A 17277-nucleotide genomic window follows, 5' to 3' on the forward strand; every position below is an offset into this window, starting at 1 on the left:
AGCCACCGCAACAACTCGACCCGCTCCCCCGCACCCAACCCGTCCAGATCCGGCAGCCCTTCCCCCACCGGACCACAGAACACCGACCCCACCAACCCGACCGAACCCACCCGATCCTCCATGCCGCTCCCCGTCCCCTTCCCGCATCCGACTACTCCCCCATTCTTTCGAACCTCCCGTGAAAACAGCAGGTCAAGCATCGAACTCCACCCGAAGGAGTGAGCCGACTTGCCACACACTTGACCTCAAGTTCACTTGAAGTCGCACGCTTTCCTCATGACATCGACAACGCTCACGGACACCGAGTACGGCTACGACGACCTGCCGCGGCTGATGGCCCGGATGACCGGCGCCGAGAAGCACGGCCCCGCCGCCACCTCCACCCTGGACGCCCTGTGGGTCCTGTACGACAGGGTGCTGCGGGTCTCCCCCGCCACCGCCACGGATCCGGCCCGGGACCGCTTTCTCCTCTCCAAGGGCCACGGCCCCATGGCCTACTACGCCATCCTCGCGGCCAAGGGCTTCTTCCCCGTCGAATGGCTGGACGGCTTCGGCGCCTACGACTCACCGCTGGGCCATCACCCGGACCGGGTGCTCGTGCCCGGGGCCGAGATCGGCAGCGGCTCGCTGGGCCACGGGCTGCCCCTGGCGGTCGGCACCACGCTCGGACTGCGAGCCCAGGGCCGCCGGGGCCCCCGCGTGTGGGTGCTGGTCGGCGACGCGGAACTGGACGAAGGAAGCAACCACGAGGCCATCGCCTACGCGGGCTCCTCCCGCCTCGCCGCCCTGCACGTTCTCGTCATCGACAACGCCTCGGCCAGCCACGCGCGCCCCGGCGGAATGACCGCCCGCTTCCGGGCCGCCGGCTGGTCCGTGGCCACCGTGGACGGCCGGGACCACGAGGAGCTGTACGAGGCCTTCACCCGTCCGCATCCCGACCGCCCGCACGCCGTGATCGCCCGCGTCGAACCCAAGAACTCCTGACGACCCCACGAGATACCGAGGACCCCCGATGGACACCATGCGTGAACGCTTCGCCGCCGTCACCTCCCAACTGCTCGACGAGGACCCCCGGCTCGCCGTGGTCCTGGCCGAGATCGGCATGGACGGCTTCACCGGTGCCGCCCGCCGCCATCCCGACCGTGTCGTCAACGTGGGCATCCGCGAGCAGCTGATGATCGGGGTGGGCGGCGGCCTGGCCCTCACCGGCATGCGTCCGGTCGTCCACACCTTCGCCGCCTTCCTCGTGGAGCGCCCCTTCGAACAGGTGAAGCTGGACTTCGGCCATCAGGGCACCGGCGGCGTGCTGGTGAGCGCCGGCGCCTCCCACGACTGGCCGGCCGGCGGCTACACCCACATGTCGCCCGGCGACGTCGCCCTCCTGGACACCCTCGACGGCTGGACGGTGCATGTCCCCGGCCACCCCGAGGAAGCCGAGGCGCTGCTGCGGCGCGCCGCCGGGGCGGGGAACGACAAGGTCTACGTCCGGCTCTCCCTCCAGTCCAACCAGGCACCCCAACCGGTGAACGGCGCCGGATTCCTCACCGTCCGTCAGGGCAGTCCCGGCGCACCGGTGGTGGTCGCCGTCGGGCCGCTGCTGGACAACGTCCGGACCGGCACCGAGGGCCTCGATGTCACCCTGCTCTACGCCACCACCGTGCGGCCCTTCGACGCCGCCGCCCTGCGCGCCGCCGTCGCGGGCCCCACGGCGGACGTCGTCCTGGTCGAGCCCTACCTGGCCGGGACGTCCACCGCGGCGGTCAACGAGGCCCTCGCCGACGTTCCGCACCGGGTGCTGGCGCTGGGCACCGGGCGGAAGGAACTGCGCCGCTACGGCGAGCCGCACGAGCACATCGCCGCCCACGGCCTGGATCCGGCATCGCTGCGGAGCAGCGTCACCGCATTCACCGGCGGCTGACCGGCCGGCGACACGGCGCAGGGGACGGCCGCGCCGGACGACCGGGCCCGAAGTGAGAACATGACAGGCGTCCTGTCCCGCTGCTCCCGGAAGGCGGCCGGTCCCGTGGCCCGACAACCGCTCGCGGTGTTCGATCTGGACGGGACGCTCGCGGACGTCCGGCACCGCCTGCACCACCTGCGACGACGCCCCAAGGACTGGGACGCGTTCTTCCGCGCCGCGGTCGACGACCCACCGCTCGACGAGGGGGTCCGGCTCGCCCTGGCCCGCGCCGAGGACCACGAACTCGCCTACGTCACCGGCCGCCCCGAGCGCTGCCGCCGGGACACCGTGGAATGGCTGGAGCGGCACGGCCTGCCGCCCGGACGGCTGCTGATGCGCGCCCCCGGCGACTACCGCCCGGCCCGGGTGGCCAAGCCCGGCCTGCTGCGGCAAGTGGCCCGGGACCGCACCGTGGCGGTGGTCGTGGACGACGACCACGCGGTGTGCGACGCGTACGAAAGCGCCGGCTTCACCGTCCTGCGCGCCGGGTGGATGGCCGCTGCCGACACACTCCAGGAGGCGCAGGAGTGCGAGGGGCGGACCTGAGCGGTCCCGCTCCCGTCACACCCACCCCGCCCTGTCTTCGCACCGCGCGCAGGTGCGAACGGCGCGAACCTCCGCGCCCGGGATGAGGACTCCGCCTTCCGCGTGATGCGGGTGCCCACCCACGGGTGGTTACCGGCGGCAACGGGCAGGACACGCTACTTGCCAGGCGCGCCACGCCCTTGCGAGCCGCAACCGGACACCCGGCTCGCGTCCCCCGTTCGCTTCGCACTCACGAATCTCCGGGCGCACCTGCCCGCCGAACGACAGGGAACATCCATGAACATCACGCTGCGACGCGGCACCCTGAGTGCCGCCCTTGCCCTGGGGATGTGTCTCGCGGCTCTGCCGCCGTGGCAGGCCCAGGCGGCCACCTTCGTCCCCTGCAACGACATCGCCGGGCTCAAGGCGGCGATCAACGACGCCAATGTCACCGGCACGTCCATCGCCCTGGCCTCCGGGTGCACCTACAACCTGACCACCGCCGAGACCGGCGACGACGGACTGCCGGAGATCACCGGGAACGTCCGCATCTCCGCCACCTTCGGCGCGACCATCCGCCGTGCCCCCACCGCGACGGAGGAGTTCAGAATCTTCCATGTCGTTTCGGGCGGCAGTCTCACCCTGAACCGGATCACCGTGAGCGGCGGCCGGGCAGGAATCACCCCGGACGGCTTCTACGGAGGCGGGATCTACAACGAGGGCGGGTCGGTCACTCTCAACAACGCGACCGTGCGGAACAACTGGGCCTACTCCGGCGGCGGCGGAATCTACAGCGAGGCCGGCACGCTGATCCTGAATCAGACCACGGTGAGGAACAACAGCACCGAGGTGTTCGGCGGCGGTATCCAGAACGCCGGCGGCACGCTGCGGATGAGGGAAGGCGCGCTGCGCGACAACACCGCCGGGTTCGACGGCGGCGGCCTGGAGAACTTTCCGGATGGCACAGCGACGCTGGACGCCGTGCTGGTCACCGGGAACACGGCGGATCGCTGGGGCGGGGGAATCGACAACTTCGATGACTCGCGACTGCGGCTCAACTCCACCGTGGTCCGGGGCAACCAAGCCGAGCTGGGAGGCGGCATCTACAACGACGAGAGCCTGGCGACTCTCGCCTCCAGCCGGGTGACCGGCAACACGGCGACCGGTGGTCCGCAGAGCGGGGGCGGCATCTACAACAGTGACGGCGATGTCGTTCTCCTCGGCAGCGCCGTCACCGCCAACACCCCCGACAACTGCGCACCGCCCGGCGGCGTTCCCGGCTGCGTCAACCCGCTCGGCGCGCTCGACGCGCGGCTCGATGCCGCCGGCGGGCTCGACGTCCGGCTCGGCGGTCTCAACGTCCGGCTGCACGCGGTGAAGACCGCCGCCCTCGAGCACCGGCAGCGGTAGCGCAACCACCGGGGGGCCCGGTCCGCCTCGGCGGCTCTGCGGACCGCCGCCGCCGAGGCGGTGTGACGGAACCGGGCCCGGAACCGGCAAGGAGATCGCGGAAATGGGGCCCGGATCCCGCCTTCGTCTTCGTCCCGCACACATAACAGCCGCACAAAAAGTTCCCACCGGGCACGAAAAGCACCCACACAGTGGGTACGCTGCGGCTCGCCCCCGTAAGCCCCCGACGGGTGGCACCCGCGCGGCACGTCTGGGAGCTTCACCATGGTCTCACCCGAAATATCCACCGGTACGTCGTCGCGCCGGTGGCCGCGCCGCCCGGTGGGCGCGAAGCGGGCGGCAGCCGGGCTGGCCGTACTCGGCCTTCTGCTGACCGGCTGCGGCGCGGCGGACACCCGGACCGAGCCGGCCGCCGCCACCGACAGCGTCCGGCCGGCACCGGAGGAAACCGCGCACAACTACGTGGGCATGACCTACGACGAGGCCGGGGGCGCGGCGCGGAGAGACGGTTTCCTGCCGGTGCCGGTGAACGTCTCGGGGGAGGCGCAGGCACGCTCCTGGATGGAGAGCGCCTGGCAGGTCTGTTTCCAGGAGGAGACGGCGGGCACCGGCGAGAACTTCATGCCGGTCATGGAGTTCGGCCTGGCCCCCGAGGGCAGCCCGTGCCCGGAGGAGGCCGCCCCCGGCATCACGTGGCCGGTCTTCCCCGATGTCACGGGGGTGCCGTACTCCGAGGCTTCGGAGCGGATCGGCGAACTGGGCATCGAGGACATCTCCGCGCTGAGCGCGCACAGTGACGTCGAGAATCCCGCCGATCCCGGCGCCTGGCAGGTCTGCTTCCAGAGCCCTGCCACCGGGGCCAGGCAGGCGCCGTACTCGGAACGGCTGCGGGTCCGGCTGTACGTGGCGAAGCCCGGCACCCTCTGTCCGCAGCGGAACGGGGGCCCGATGCCCGTGCAGCCGCCTCCCTCCTCACCGTCTCCCTCCCCGGAGGCGTCCGAGCCGGAGCCGTCGGAAGGCGGCGGGGAGACGAACGACGGCTCGCCGGGCGGCTCTTCCGGAGGGGGCGCGTCGAACGGCGGTTCCACGTCGGAGGGATCGTCTGCGGAAGGCGCGGACGGTGGCGACCCGGGCCAGGACTGGGAGGACTACTACCAGGAGAACGTCCGTCGCGGCGCCCCCTGCCACCCGCCGGGCGCCTACGGCGCCACGTCCCGAGGCCGGATGATGCAGTGCACGACTTCGGACACGGACCCCCACTACCGCTGGCGTCCCCTCTGACACCACCCGGCGCCGCGCCCCGCGAACGGCCGGGAGGGCGGGACGGAGGTGCGGTATCAGCCGGGGAAGTTCAGCCGGCCGTTCCGGACATGGACCAGCAGGGCCCGGAACGCGGCCGGGCCGGCTGTCAGCACCTGCCCGGGACGCTCGCTCTCCCGCAGCGCGAGCGCACCCGCACCCGTGTCCGCGACCTCGACACAGTTGTTGCCGCCCGATTCGGAGTACGACGACTTGAGCCAGCACAGCTGCTCGGACACCGGATGACACCTCACAGGTCTCGGGCTACGGCGAAGATGAAGTCCTTCGACTCGTCAGCAGTCAACGCGACCTGTTCGATCAAGTCCAGCCTTCGGCGGAAGTGCGCCAGCTGGGCCGGCGAATCGATGAACACCGCCCCCAGAGGTGAATCCATGTGGACGGTATCGAGGTGCGGACTGCCGGCCTCCGCGTACATGACCGAGTCGCCGATGAGCGGGAAGCCTCCTGCCGCGAACGGGATCACCCGGAAGGTGACATTCGGACGCTCGGACGACTCCAGCAGGTGATCGAGCTGGGCATGGGCCACCTTCCTGCCTCCCGGCTGCATGCGCAGGGCCGCCTCGTGAATCACTCCGAGATACGGCACCGGGTCGTCGCCCAGGACCACGGCCTGACGGCCGAGACGATGCGCCACCCTCAACTCCACCTCCAGACGCGGGAGCTCTGGCACGAAGAGGTCGAAGAGGGCCCGGGCGTGGTCCTCGGTCTGGAAGAGTCCGGGCAGCAGCGCCGTCTGCACCGTGCGCAGACGCACGGCGTAGTGCTCGATCTCCGACACGTCGAGGAAGTCCGGCGGGATCTTGCCCCGGTACTCATCCCACCAGCCCTTCCGTCGCCCTCCCGTCATCGCGGCCAGGGAGTCGACAAGGCCCGGATCGCCGCACTCGTAGATGCTCGCCAGTCGCCGCAGCCGCTGTTCGCTGATCCCGAAGCGCCCGGACTCGATGTTGGAGATCACCGTGCGGTCCGTTCCCAGCAGTTCGGCTGCCCTAGGCGCCGACATGCCGACCGATTCCCTCAGTCGGCGAAGCTCCGCCCCGAATCTGCGCTGACGCACGGTTGGTGTGTGCCTGGGTGCCATCATCCCTCTCTTCGTCCCGGCCCAGTCTGGCCACGGCGCGAACGCGGAGAACCCACACCAACAGAAGTTCACCCTTTGTAATGAATCAAGTACTACACGTGGTACTCGGGCCGTACTGTGTGGGGATGCCGCTCGCGAAGCAGCCCAACGAGGCACGCGCTCACGAGAGCCGGCGTCCGCGATCCGTTCCTCACCCGGAGGTGTCCGTGTTTCCCGTTCCCCCGCAGCGTCCCGCGCCCGTCCCGCTGTCCCGGTCGTGGCAGTACGAGCTGCGGATTCCCCGTGATCCGCGCGGGCCCCGGGTGGCCCGGCGCACGCTGCGGGCCGTTCTCGCCCTGCACGAGCTGGGCGAACTCGCCGAGCGGGCTGAGCTGCTGGCCTCCGAGCTGGCGACCAACTCCGTCCGGTACACCAAGGGCCCGGCGTCCGTCCGCGTGGAGTGGCTGCACCCGGCGCTCCGGGTGAGCGTCTGGGACCCGGACCCCGGGCTTCCCGTCGTGTGCGGCGGGCCGCGCCCGGGGCCTCCGGCCGACGCCGACCACGGCAGAGGACTGCTCCTTCTCGATCTCCTGGCCGACCGCTGGGGCGCCTGCCCGCTCGGAGACAGCCCCTGGGGCCCGGGCGGCAAGACCATCTGGTTCGAGTTGCTCGTCGGTGACGGGCAGCCGCAGGCCGTCGCGGCCTGAAGCACGCTCCGCGACCGCGGAGGGATACCCCCTCACGAGCGGCCGGAGCGGAGACGGGACCCCACGTGTCGGTGCACAGACACGTGGCCGCCCGCTGTCCCCCCGCGGCCCGCACCGCCGGGCAGGGGGAGCGCAGCGCATCCACCCACTCACCCTCAGGTGATGTTCCGGCCCGTTGCTCCCGTTACCAGCCGCCGTCTCGCCGCTGATCAGCGACCTACTTGTAACGATGCATTCCGTACAACCTCTCCCCGAATCCCTCACCCGGGGGTACCGTACGACCCCGACTGTGAGACCGGTGCCGCCGCTGTGGCAGCCCGCGGAGAAGTTTGAGGTGACAGTTCCGTGCCCACTGAGCACGCCTGCCTGGCAGCAGCCGAGCAGGCCGCCCGCGGTATCGCTCCTGTGAAAGCGCTGCTCGCCCCACCCACCTCCCGCCCGTCCGCCCAGCAGGGCGAACCGGTCCCGGTCGTGATCCGGGCCTTTCTCGAGCCCACCCCCACCAGGCCCAGCGACTACCCGCCTCCCCCTTCGGAGGCGCCACCGGAGCCCGTCACGCCGGCTGTCGGCGCGACCATGCTGCTGGTCTTCCTCAACGGGCTGCAGGCCGACCTCACCGGCCAGATGGTCGACTGGTACGCCGGGCTGCCCACCCGGATCCCGGAAGCCCTCGGCGCTCCGGTCGCCGCCGCGCAGGGCCGCTCCCCCGTCCGCCCGCCGAACGAGTGGCAGGCCATGGCGGACCTGCGCAACAGCGCCATGGACGTGCTCACCGCGCTGGCCGACCGCCCCCGCAAGGGTCCGCACGGCCCCGGTGAACTCCACTGGCGCCTGGCCCTGGTGGAGGACGTGTTCGCGGGTGCGCTGCGCCGGCTGGCGGTTCCGCCGGACACCTCGGTGGGCTGCTCGGCGGATCTGGCCTCCGCCGCCGGGCCGCTCTTCGGCATCCAGCGCACCACCGCGCCCCCCGCTTCCCGGGCGGCGCCCAACCAGCACGCCTACTGAGACCGGCACACTCGCCGCGCGACCGGCGCGGTGGAACCGCCCGGAACACCGGCAGCGCCGCTCGGGGGCGCTGCCGGTGGTACACCAGAGGTATGTCCTCCGCCGATCTCCCGCCCCTCCCCGGGCTCGAACAGGAGCCCGGCGCCCGGGGCCGCCGCGTCGTCTGCCGCCTGTGCGGGCGCCCGCTGACCGACCGCGAGGCCCGCACGTGGGGTCTGGGGGCCGGTTGCCGCGAGAAGCTCGCGCTGCGCACGGCCCCCCGCCCCGCCACCCCCGAGGTGGAACAGGACGCCCTGCCCGGCGTGTGACCACTGTGGGACTGTCGGGTCCCGAATAGGTGCGCCGCGGCCGACGGCCGCCGTCACGGCCAGGCCCGGAAACGGGTGGTTCCGGCTCAGACATAGAGGTAGGCGCCGGAGAGTGCGGTCGTACCGGAGTCGGTGGTGAGGGCGATGTCTGCCGCTCCGGGGGCAGGGTTCGGGGGCACGACGACGGTCAGAACGGTGTCGGACTGGACGCTGTACTGAACGAGCGCGTTGTTGAACGTCACCATGCTGGTCGTCGACAGATTCAGGCCGTAGAGATTGATGACGTTCCCGCCGGGGACCGGGCCGGTGTTCGGGCTCACGGCACTGAGGAGGGGCGGATCGATATACGCGTAGGTGATGCTGTCAGTGGTGGGGCCGCCGGCCGTGGTGACGGTGACGGGAACCCGGCCCGGCCCGTCGGCGGGTGGAACGGTGACCGTAATCAGCTGGTCGCTGACCACGGTGGGCACAGCGGGCACCGAGCCGAACCGGACCTGTGTGGCGGTGCTGAACCTGTGTCCCTCGATGCTGATGATGTTCCTGCCGGCGGTCGGGCCGGCTTCCGGACTCAGAGCGACCAGCTCACCGCCGGGAGCGTAGACATACGGTTTCGCATTGCTGGTGCCTCCCGCAGTGGTGACGGTGAGCTGGGCGACTCCGACACCAGGTGGCGGGACCACGAGAATCTGACTGACCGTGTTCGCCATGATGGTGCCGGGCACCTCGCTGAACCTCACCGCGGTGGCATTGCTCAGATTGGTGCCGGTGACGGTCACGATGTTGCCGCCCGCCTCCGGCCCCGCCGAGGGCCTGATCATGTTGATGAGCGCGAGGACGGTGACGGTGTTCGCCCCGCTGTTGGACACGAAGGCGGCCAGCCCGCTGGCCGCGACACCGACACCGGTCGGCTGATGGCCGACAGCGACGGTGCTGCTCACCGTGTTGGTGGCGGTGTCGATGTAGCTGACCGTGTCGGAGCCATGGTTCGCCACGTAGACGTGGCTGTTATCCGGGGTGACCGTCACGCCCCATGGCGCGGTGCCCACGGGAATGGTGGCCGTGATCGCCCGGCTGACGGTGTCGATGACACTGACGGTGTTCGCCGTGCTGTTGGCCACATACAGGTACCGGCTGTCGCTGGTGATCGCCGCGCCGTACGGAGCCGACAGGCCGATCACGGTCGCCACGACCGTGTGGGTGACCGTACTGATCACACTGACCGAATCACCGCCCTGGTTGGTCACATACACCTCCAGGTCGTTCGGAGCGGCAACGACCCAGGTGGGCGAGGACCCGACCGGGATGGTCGCGACGACGGTCCGGGGGGCGGTGCTGATGACACTGACGGTGTCCGAGGCCTGATTGGCGACGTAGACGAACAGGCCGTTGGGACTTACCTGGATACCGAAGGGGGTTTCCCCCACCCCGATGGTGTTGGTGACCGCGAAGAGATTGCGCTGCACCACACTGACGGTGTTCCCCCCGCTGTTGGCCACGTAGAGGTAGACGTTGTCAGGGGTGAGCGTGACGCCTGCCGGGGCGGCCAGCGGGGCCGCGGGGGTGGAGATCGTGAGCGTTCCCGCATCGAGAATACTGACGGTCCCCGAGGCGTTACTGGCCGCGTAGGCGAGCGGCGGCCCCAACGGGCTCGTTGCCACTCCCAGCGGTCTCGCTCCCGCCGGGAGCGTCGCCATCACCTGCGGGGAGGGGGCGGCGAGAGTCCCCACGGCGGCGTGAATGGACGGCCTCGGGGGCCTGGCTGTCGTCTGTGTCTTCATCGCGCACCCATTCCCCAGAGCAGGTTGGAGCAGGAGGTCACCCTTCTGCCGAGGCCCGGAAATGGCGTGCGAGCCCGCATACGAAGAATTCCCCGGCTCCAGGCGGAGAACCGGGGAAGTGGGCACACCAGCAGGCGCATTGGAGGCATTTCGCACTGTATGAAGAGCGCCTCTTACTCCCTGCTGTGCGGCGAGTACAACAATCCGAGGGCTCGGCCGACTCACGGAATCTCGAAGGTGCTGCCGCGCACGGCAGCGGCACCGAGACCGGCAGCAGCCCCCGGCCGCCCGCTCTTCAGGAGCTACCGGGGACGTCCGGGCGGTCGGTGTGGTGCTGGATGTGTGCGTCCGGGCCGGGGAAGACCACGCTCACGTGGTCGTTGTCCGTCCAGCGCACGTCGTACGGCGGTTCCCCGTTCTCGTGGTGGAGTCCGACGATCTCGCCCTCCCGTCGCGGCTTGCCGGTGACCGGGCTCTCCACGATCAGGTGGTCTCCCACTTCTGCCTTCATGTGCCTCGTCCTCCCTTTCCGCTGCGGGCCACCCTCGGTGGCCGGTGAGGACACGGGCGCCGTCCTCGCAGAGACCGGGTACCCGCATTCCCGGCATTCTGCCCCATTCCGGTGAACATCACCTCCGGGCATCCCGGGACACTCCAGGGCATCCCTGGATGTCTCCCGGCATCACGGGCCATCCCCGTGGCAGCCACCCGACACCGTGCATATCGTCGGATATGGGAGATTCACTACGTGAGGACGGTCCGATGAGGACGATCAGAGAGACCGACGCCGACACCCTGCGCGAGGTGCTGCGGGCCGAGGGCCCGGTGGCCTCGGTGTACTTCGGGCGCGAGATCCGGCCCCGGCGGGAGGAAGCCGAACTGCGCCTGCAGACGATGTCCCGGCAACTCGCCGAGCAGGGCACCGACCCCGCCACCCTGCGGGTTCTGGACGAACGGGTCCGGGCCTCGCTGCCGGGCACCGGCACCCTGGCCGCCTTCGCCTCGGGCGGCAGGCTGCTGTTCGCCACCGAGCTGCCCGGCACACGGCGGGACGACATCGCGGTGCACCGCGCCACCGCCCACCTGCTGCCCCTGCTGGAGTGGTGGCAGGAGCATCCGGCACACGTCCTGGCCGTGGTCGACCGGGCAGGGGCGGACGTACAGGTCTTCCCGCAGGGCAGCACGGAAGCATACGGGCAGACGGTCGAGGGGCCGGACGACGAGATCGTGCGCAACGCGCCCGGCGGATGGGAGCAGATGCGGCACCAGCGCCGTGCGGAGGACTCCTGGGAGCACAACGCGGAGCGGGTCGCCGAGGTCCTCGACCAGGACCTCGCCCGGGTCTCCGCCAGTCTGCTGCTGCTCGCCGGTGACGTCCGGGCCCTGCAGTACGTGACGGAGCATCTGCCGCCCCGGGTGCGGCAGCAGGTCGCCGTCCACCGGGTGAGGGGCAGCCGGGGCGAACGGGCGGCACGCCGCGAGCACGCCCGGCAGGTGGCGGACGAGGTGCACCGGGCGGTGGGCGAGGAGACCGCGGCCCTGCTGAACCGGATGTCGGAGGAGCGGCATCCGTCCGGGCGCACCGTGGAGGGACCGCACGAGACGCTGGCGGCGCTGGCACGCGGGCAGGTCGACACCCTGGTCCTGGCACACGACCCGCAGGACGGGCGCACCGCGTGGTTCGGTCCGTCCCCCACCGATGTGGCCGACCGGAAGGACGCCCTGCCCGGCGCCGCCGGGAACGGTTCGGCGGAGCGGGCTCCGCTGGCCGATGTCGCGGTCCGCGCGGCGGTGCTGACCGGGGCCGACGTCCGGATCGTCACCGGGGATTCCGCGGCCGGCGGCGACGGAGGCGGCGGCAATGGTGCCGCGCTCTTGGCCGGCGGCATCGGGGCGCTGTGCCGCTACCCGGTGAACGCCGCCGCCTGAGGGAGCAGGCCTCTCTCCCCCCGCCACCCCCGCCGGCTCAGTCGTCGGCGGGGGTGATCAGTCCGTAGTGGCCGTCGTAGCGGTGATAGAGAAGGTTGCCCCGGCCGGTGTCCTCGTCGACGAAGAAGACGAACGGGTACCCGCCCTCCTCCAGCCGCTGCCGGGCTCCGGCGACGTCGAGCCGTGGCGGGGACTGCTCGCTGAGCGTCAGCGACACCGCCACGGGCCCCATCAGTTCGGGCCGCGGCCTGACCTGGGCGAGGCGGTATCCGGTCGGGCCCGAGCGGTAGAGGACGCTGTCCTCGCCGGTGTCGGCGTCCGTGAACAGGTGGAAGTCGTAGTCCATCGACTCCATCTCGAAGGCCGCCTCGTCCGGCGTCTCCCGGGCCAGCGAGAAGGACTTGTGGCGCACCACCTCGCGTTCCTCGACCGGCCGGGGGAAGTAGTCCGGACGGTGAGCGGGCTCGCTGTCGTGGCGCCACTCGTGGGCCAGCGGACGCTTGCCGCGCCGCGCCTCCCAGTGCCGGTCGAGCTGGTCGAGCTGCCGGGCCAGCCGGTCCTGCAGCAGGTCGGCTGCCTCCTGCATCCGGGGCGCCGCGACGTGCGCCCTGGCCGGGCGGCCGTTGACGTCCACGCTCGCCTGCATCACGGCCGGGCGCTCCATCGCCGGGTTCTCCTCGGCGAGCAGCTTGAGGCGGGCGTAGAGGACCGGTTCGCGTACCCGGCCGAGCAGGGCCCGCACCTTTTCCCGGGCGTAGTCCACTTCGTCGGGCAGCACGCGCCCCCGGGTCTCGACCTGAACGTCCGGGGCGCCGGCGTCGGCAGCGCTGGTCATGGCGTCCTCCTGGCTCGATTCTTCGGGGGTCGCCGTCCCCGTGGTGGCGGGGCAGGCGCCGTCCGGCGTCCGGGCGCCCATGCGCCCGGAACATGCCGTATTCTCCCGTTCAGTCTGATCGAGGCGGGTACGGTCGGCAACGTGTGTCCGGGGCCTGTGTCGGCGCGCTCAGTCCCGGGGGAGGTGGCCGTACAGGAAGGCGCGCACACCCGCCGTGGCGGCGTCGGCCGCCTCGCGCTCGCCGGGGAACGGCCCGCCCTCCGCACCGGACCATCCGGTGGAGACAAGCGCGGCGAAGTGCCGGGCCGCGGTGCGGCCGTCGTCGATCCGCAGCATCCCGCGCTCCGCGAGTTGTGTCAGCCGCTCCGCCAGCGCGTCCCGCACCCGCGACGGGCCCGCCCTCCGCCATGCCTCGCGCAGGTCCGCCGGGAAGTCGTCGCCTTCCACCGCGATCCTGCGGACGAGGGCGAGGTGGCCGGCATCCTCGGGCCGGGGCCTCACCCAGTCCTGCGCGAAGGCCACGAGGTCCGCCTCCAGGTCGGCGACCTCGCCGAGGTGGTGTTCGAGGATCGCGAGGTGCGCGTCCGCGACCCGTGCCGCGCTCTCGGTCACCACGGTGACGAACAGCTGCTCCTTGTTCGCGAAGTGGTTGTAGATCGTGCGCGTCGACACCCGGGCCTCAGCAGCGATCGTGTCGATGCCGGCCGCGTGGTAGCCGACTCGCCCGAAGACCGCCCGGGCGGCGTCGAGGACGGCCCGGCGCTTGCCCCCGGACCCGCCACCGCGCCCGGCCGGCTCCTTGTCCTGCCTGTTCAACGCAGCTCCCGCCGAAGATGTACAACGACCGCTTCCCAGACTACAACGGTCGTTGTACCTTGGGTCGGGTGATCAGACAGTTACGCGTCCGCGCAGGGGGCTCCGGGTGATGCGCCGGGTGTTCATGGGCGGACTGGAGGTACCGGTCCAGGGGCTGGGCTGCATGCGGATCACCGAGGACGTCACCTCGGCGGACGAGCGGGCGGCGGCCGACGTGGTGCACAGGGCGCTCGACCTCGGCGCCACCTTTCTCGACACCGCCGACATGTACGGTCGCGGCCGCAACGAGGGGTTCGTCGGCCGAGCGGTACGGCACCGCCGGGAGGAGGCCATCGTCTGCACGAAGTTCGGCGTGGTCTTCGGAGCCGGCGACGACTGGAGAATCCGAGGGGACCCGGAGTACGCGCGTGCCGCCTGCGACGCGAGCCTCAGGCGGCTGGGCACCGACGTCATCGACCTGTACTACCTGCACCGCCCGGACCCGGCCGTGCCCGTCGAGGAGACCGTCGGCGCCATGTCCGCACTGGTGGCGGCAGGAAAGGTACGGCACATCGGTCTCTCCGAGGTGACCGGCGAAGAACTCCGCGCCGCCCACGCGGTGCACCCCGTCACCGCCGTTCAGTCGCAGTGGTCGCTGTCCGCCCGCGGCATCGAGGCGATGATCCCGGTGTGCGCCGCCCTCGGTGTGGGAGTCGTGCCGTTCTCCCCCCACGGGCGCGGCCTGCTGGCTTCGGTCCCACCCGCCGGACAGCCCCCGGCCCATGGCTCCTCGCCGCCCGGCGCCCCGGCTCCCTCCCTGGCCGGCGCCCTGCGCGACGTGGCACGCCGGCACGGCGTGCGCCCCGGGCAGATCGCCCTGTCCTGGGTGCAGCACCGGGCGGCCGTATGGGGGGTCCCGGTCACGCCGATCCCCGGCACGTCCGACCTCCGGCACCTGGAGGAGAACATCGCCGCCGCCGGTATCGAGCTGTCCGGCCCGGAGCTCGCCCGTCTCGACTCGGCCTCGGCCGGGGCCCGGTAGCTTCCACCGGCCCGGCGCTCGGCGCTCGCCTCTCCGGCGCGCACCCGGCGCGGCCAGGCCTGTCACCGGCCGGCCGGGCATCCGCACACCCAACCACCCCCTGGAGGAACCGTGAACATCGCCTACATCGTGGTCGCCGCCGTACTGTCCCTGCTGCTTGTCGTCTCCGGCCGCGGGAAACTCGTGAAGGACAAGCACATAACGGAAACCCTGACCAAACTCGACGTGCCGATGAGCTGGTTCGCCCCGCTGGCCCTCCTGGAGTTCGCCGGTGCGCTCGGTCTGCTGGCGGGCATCTTCTACCGGCCGCTGGGAATCGCGGCCGGCATCGGCGTCGTCCTCTACTTCGCCGGCGCCGTCATCACCCACCTGCGCGCCGGGGACGCGAAGGGGACCACCGTCCCGGCCGTTCTCCTGGTGGCAGGGGCCGTTCCGGCGGTGCTCGGCCTGGCCACCGTCTGACTGTTCGCTTCCCTTCCCGCTGCCGGCCCCCGCTCGGGCTCAGTGTGCGACGAGACCCCAGCTCCTGACCGGGCCCGTCAACTCGTATGCTCTGCAAGCGTTTTGTTTGAAAGGGGAGGGAATGACAGTCACAGAGAGCCCCGGCACGGAGCAGCCCGGGACGGAGCCGGCGGACGTGGAGCGGGCCGACGCGGAGAAGGCCGTTGTTGCGGAGCAGCCCGGCACGGAGAAGCCCGACGCGGGGCGGGCCGGGGAGGCCGCCTGGGCGGACCGCTGGACGCGGGAACTGCGGAGGGAACGGCAGGGCCACTTCCTGCGGCTGAACCTGGCCATCCTGTTCGCTCTCGGTGCCGTCCTGCTGCTGCTCATGCCGGTCGACCACCGCGGCGAGGCGGCGTTCGCCTCGGACGACGCCAACCTGTGCGGCTCCGTCGCCTTCCCGGAGGAGACCGAAGGCCGTCTCGCCGACAGGTGCGGGACCCTGCGGGACCAGCGGCTGAGCCTCGCCTTCATCTCGCTGGCCGGAGCGGGGATCGTCCTCGCCATCGGCCTCGCGGGGGAGAGCACCCGGCGGTTCGAGTCCAGGCACGGCTTCTCCTGACCGGCACGGCCCGTCCCCGCCCCGGCGGCACACCCCGCTACCGCGCGGCGGTGTGCCCCCGGGGCGGGAACCACCGGCCGGCGTCGAGGAAACGCTCGATGACCGGCACCCAGGGCCGGTGGTCGATGCCGTGCTCCCGCAGCCAGTCGTCGTCGTAGAACGTCTCCAGGTGCCGTTCGCCGGGGTCGGCGATCAGCGTGACGACGGTGCCGGTCCCGCCGTCCTGCCGCATCCGGTCCAGCAGCCGCATCGCCCCGAACAGGGCGGTGCCCGTGGACGGGCCCGGCAGGGTGCCGCCCAGCCGCCGCGCGGCGACCCGCATGGCGGCCACCGACGCGCCGTCCGGCACCCGGAGCATGCGGTTGACCAGCGGGAAGAGGAACGAGGCCTCCACCCGTGGCCGCCCGATGCCCTCGATCCGGGAGCCCGGCGCGGTGACGGAGCGGTCGTCCGCCCGCCAGCCGGGGAAGTACGCCGAGCCCTCCGGGTCGGTCACGCAGGTCCGCACCCGGTGCCCGGTGTACCGGGCGTGCCGGGCCAGTGAGACCACGGTGCCGCCGGTGCCCGCGCCCATCACGAACCACTCCGGGTCCGCGTCGCGCAGGACCTCACCGGCCAGGCTGCGCTCGCCGCGCCAGTCGTAGGCCTGTTCGGCGTAGGTGAACTGGTCCATGAAGTGCCCGCCGAGCTCGGCCGCCACCCGGCGGGCCTCGGCGGAGATGTCCGCCCCCGGCACCTCGACGACCTCACCGCCCAGGTTGCGGATGAGCCGCACCTTGGCCCCGGTGGTGCCGCTGGGCACCACCGCGACGAAGGGGATGCCCAGTTCGCGGCTGAACCACGCCTCGGAGATCGCGGTGGTGCCGCTGGACGCCTCGACGACGGTGCTGCCGCGGTGCAGCCGCCCGGTGGCGAGGGCGTGCAGGTACAGCGCCTCGACGAGCCGGTGCTTGTGGCTGCCGGACGGCTGGACCGTCTCGTCCTTCAGCAGCAGGCGCAGGCCCGCCAGGCGGCCGGACAGCGGCAGCTCCAGCAGCGGGGTCACGGTGTGCGGCATCCGTCGGATGATCCGGATCTGCCGGTTCACCCAGGCACGGTGGTCCGGGTAGTGCGGGTTGTCCAGTTCCTCGGCGCCGCCTGGAGGAGCCGGGGTGGCTCCCCGGCCGGCGGCGGCGTCCTCCGCCGGCCCCGTGAAGGCCGGGACACCGGCCCACGCGGCCGGGCCGGCGGCGGGGGCCGCGGCCGAGGCGGCGGCGCCCGCGCCCGCCAGGAGAAGGCCACGCCGTCGCATGTCCACCGGTGACCTCCGCGTCCGGGTTCCGCTCGGCACTGTCGCGTCCCGAGTGTCGTCGCGACCGGGCCGCCCGGTGCGCTGTGACACGGCGAGGGCCCGGCCGGGGGCCGCTTCTCCACACGGACGGGCGTACCCGCCGGCCCCGGCCGTCCCCGCTGCCGGCGCGTCTGTGTCCGCCGGACCGCTCCCGGCATACCGTCACGGCCGGTCAAATCGTATGCTGCACAGCGTGACCGGCGCCGCATC

The 17277-nt window shown here is 71.9% G+C and carries 18 protein-coding genes and 1 pseudogene; 12 read left to right on the plus strand and 7 right to left on the minus strand.

Features of this window, described 5'->3' with window-relative positions:
• The first annotated feature begins 276 nt into the window (after positions 1-276).
• From ABD299_RS11660 to ABD299_RS11680, 5 genes are all read left to right on the plus strand, one after another.
• Positions 277-984, plus strand: coding sequence for a transketolase (locus tag ABD299_RS11660; RefSeq protein WP_344261241.1), 708 nt, complete (start codon positions 277-279; stop codon positions 982-984).
• A gap of 28 nt (positions 985-1012) precedes the next feature.
• Positions 1013-1918 (plus strand): transketolase family protein, encoded by a 906-nt coding sequence (locus ABD299_RS11665; protein WP_344261243.1) that lies wholly within the window; start codon positions 1013-1015, stop codon positions 1916-1918.
• Positions 1919-1978: 60 nt separating this feature from the next.
• Positions 1979-2506 carry a phosphatase domain-containing protein gene (locus tag ABD299_RS11670; RefSeq protein ID WP_425581316.1) on the plus strand — a complete coding sequence of 176 codons (528 nt, stop codon included), beginning with the start codon at positions 1979-1981 and terminating at the stop codon, positions 2504-2506.
• Between the two features lie 276 nt (positions 2507-2782).
• Positions 2783-3895 carry a right-handed parallel beta-helix repeat-containing protein gene (locus tag ABD299_RS11675; protein WP_344261245.1) on the plus strand — a complete coding sequence of 371 codons (1113 nt, stop codon included), beginning with the start codon at positions 2783-2785 and terminating at the stop codon, positions 3893-3895.
• 264 nt (positions 3896-4159) lie between these two features.
• Complete coding sequence (locus ABD299_RS11680) at positions 4160-5176, plus strand: PASTA domain-containing protein (RefSeq protein WP_344261247.1); 1017 nt, start codon at positions 4160-4162, stop codon at positions 5174-5176.
• Positions 5177-5232: 56 nt separating this feature from the next.
• On the opposite strand, the gene ABD299_RS11685 is transcribed toward ABD299_RS11680, so the two are convergent.
• Together ABD299_RS11685 and ABD299_RS11690 are read right to left on the minus strand one after the other, a co-directional pair.
• Positions 5233-5433, minus strand: coding sequence for a DUF397 domain-containing protein (locus ABD299_RS11685; RefSeq protein WP_344261249.1), 201 nt, complete (start codon positions 5431-5433; stop codon positions 5233-5235).
• Positions 5434-5444: 11 nt separating this feature from the next.
• Positions 5445-6296, minus strand: a complete 852-nt coding sequence (locus ABD299_RS11690) for a helix-turn-helix domain-containing protein (RefSeq protein ID WP_344261251.1) — start codon at positions 6294-6296, stop codon at positions 5445-5447.
• Positions 6297-6502: 206 nt separating this feature from the next.
• Between ABD299_RS11690 and ABD299_RS11695 the strand changes: the two genes are divergently transcribed.
• The 3 genes from ABD299_RS11695 (at position 6503) to ABD299_RS11705 (ending at position 8295) form a co-directional block, all read left to right on the plus strand.
• A complete protein-coding gene (locus ABD299_RS11695) occupies positions 6503-6982 on the plus strand; it encodes an ATP-binding protein (RefSeq protein WP_344261253.1) in 480 nt (159 codons plus the stop codon).
• 345 nt (positions 6983-7327) lie between these two features.
• The gene (locus ABD299_RS11700; protein ID WP_344261255.1) at positions 7328-7987 is read left to right on the plus strand and encodes a hypothetical protein; all 660 of its coding nucleotides are present in this window, start codon (positions 7328-7330) and stop codon (positions 7985-7987) included.
• Between the two features lie 92 nt (positions 7988-8079).
• Entirely contained in the window at positions 8080-8295 is a 216-nt protein-coding gene (locus ABD299_RS11705) for a DUF6011 domain-containing protein (RefSeq protein WP_344261257.1), read from the plus strand.
• Positions 8296-8381: 86 nt separating this feature from the next.
• On the opposite strand, the gene ABD299_RS11710 is transcribed toward ABD299_RS11705, so the two are convergent.
• Both ABD299_RS11710 and ABD299_RS11715 read right to left on the minus strand, forming a co-directional pair.
• Positions 8382-9953 (minus strand): IPT/TIG domain-containing protein, encoded by a 1572-nt coding sequence (locus tag ABD299_RS11710; protein WP_344261259.1) that lies wholly within the window; start codon positions 9951-9953, stop codon positions 8382-8384.
• A 451-nt stretch (positions 9954-10404) separates the two neighbouring features.
• A pseudogene (locus tag ABD299_RS11715) lies at positions 10405-10584 on the minus strand (DUF1918 domain-containing protein); the annotation flags it as partial.
• A 251-nt stretch (positions 10585-10835) separates the two neighbouring features.
• Between ABD299_RS11715 and ABD299_RS11720 the strand changes: the two are divergent.
• Positions 10836-12002 (plus strand): baeRF2 domain-containing protein, encoded by a 1167-nt coding sequence (locus ABD299_RS11720; RefSeq protein WP_344261263.1) that lies wholly within the window; start codon positions 10836-10838, stop codon positions 12000-12002.
• A 37-nt stretch (positions 12003-12039) separates the two neighbouring features.
• Here ABD299_RS11720 and ABD299_RS11725 read toward each other — a convergent pair whose 3' ends face one another.
• Both ABD299_RS11725 and ABD299_RS11730 read right to left on the minus strand, forming a co-directional pair.
• Positions 12040-12837: a sigma 54 modulation/S30EA ribosomal C-terminal domain-containing protein gene (locus ABD299_RS11725; RefSeq protein WP_344261265.1), complete on the minus strand. Its 798-nt coding sequence runs from the start codon at positions 12835-12837 to the stop codon at positions 12040-12042.
• 168 nt (positions 12838-13005) lie between these two features.
• A complete protein-coding gene (locus ABD299_RS11730; RefSeq protein WP_344261268.1) occupies positions 13006-13653 on the minus strand; it encodes a TetR/AcrR family transcriptional regulator in 648 nt (215 codons plus the stop codon).
• 109 nt (positions 13654-13762) lie between these two features.
• On the opposite strand from ABD299_RS11730, the gene ABD299_RS11735 reads away from it, so the two are divergent.
• From ABD299_RS11735 to ABD299_RS11745, 3 genes are all read left to right on the plus strand, one after another.
• A complete protein-coding gene (locus ABD299_RS11735) occupies positions 13763-14674 on the plus strand; it encodes an aldo/keto reductase (RefSeq protein ID WP_344261296.1) in 912 nt (303 codons plus the stop codon).
• 111 nt (positions 14675-14785) lie between these two features.
• Positions 14786-15136: a DoxX family protein gene (locus ABD299_RS11740; RefSeq protein ID WP_344261270.1), complete on the plus strand. Its 351-nt coding sequence runs from the start codon at positions 14786-14788 to the stop codon at positions 15134-15136.
• Between the two features lie 121 nt (positions 15137-15257).
• Positions 15258-15737 carry a hypothetical protein gene (locus ABD299_RS11745; RefSeq protein ID WP_344261272.1) on the plus strand — a complete coding sequence of 160 codons (480 nt, stop codon included), beginning with the start codon at positions 15258-15260 and terminating at the stop codon, positions 15735-15737.
• A 37-nt stretch (positions 15738-15774) separates the two neighbouring features.
• Here ABD299_RS11745 and ABD299_RS11750 read toward each other — a convergent pair whose 3' ends face one another.
• The gene (locus tag ABD299_RS11750; protein ID WP_344261274.1) at positions 15775-17028 is read right to left on the minus strand and encodes a PLP-dependent cysteine synthase family protein; all 1254 of its coding nucleotides are present in this window, start codon (positions 17026-17028) and stop codon (positions 15775-15777) included.
• Between the last annotated feature and the right edge of the window lie 249 nt (positions 17029-17277).

Origin of the sequence: Streptomyces sodiiphilus (assembly GCF_039529215.1) — a bacterium.
Classification (GTDB): domain Bacteria; phylum Actinomycetota; class Actinomycetes; order Streptomycetales; family Streptomycetaceae; genus Streptomyces; species Streptomyces sodiiphilus.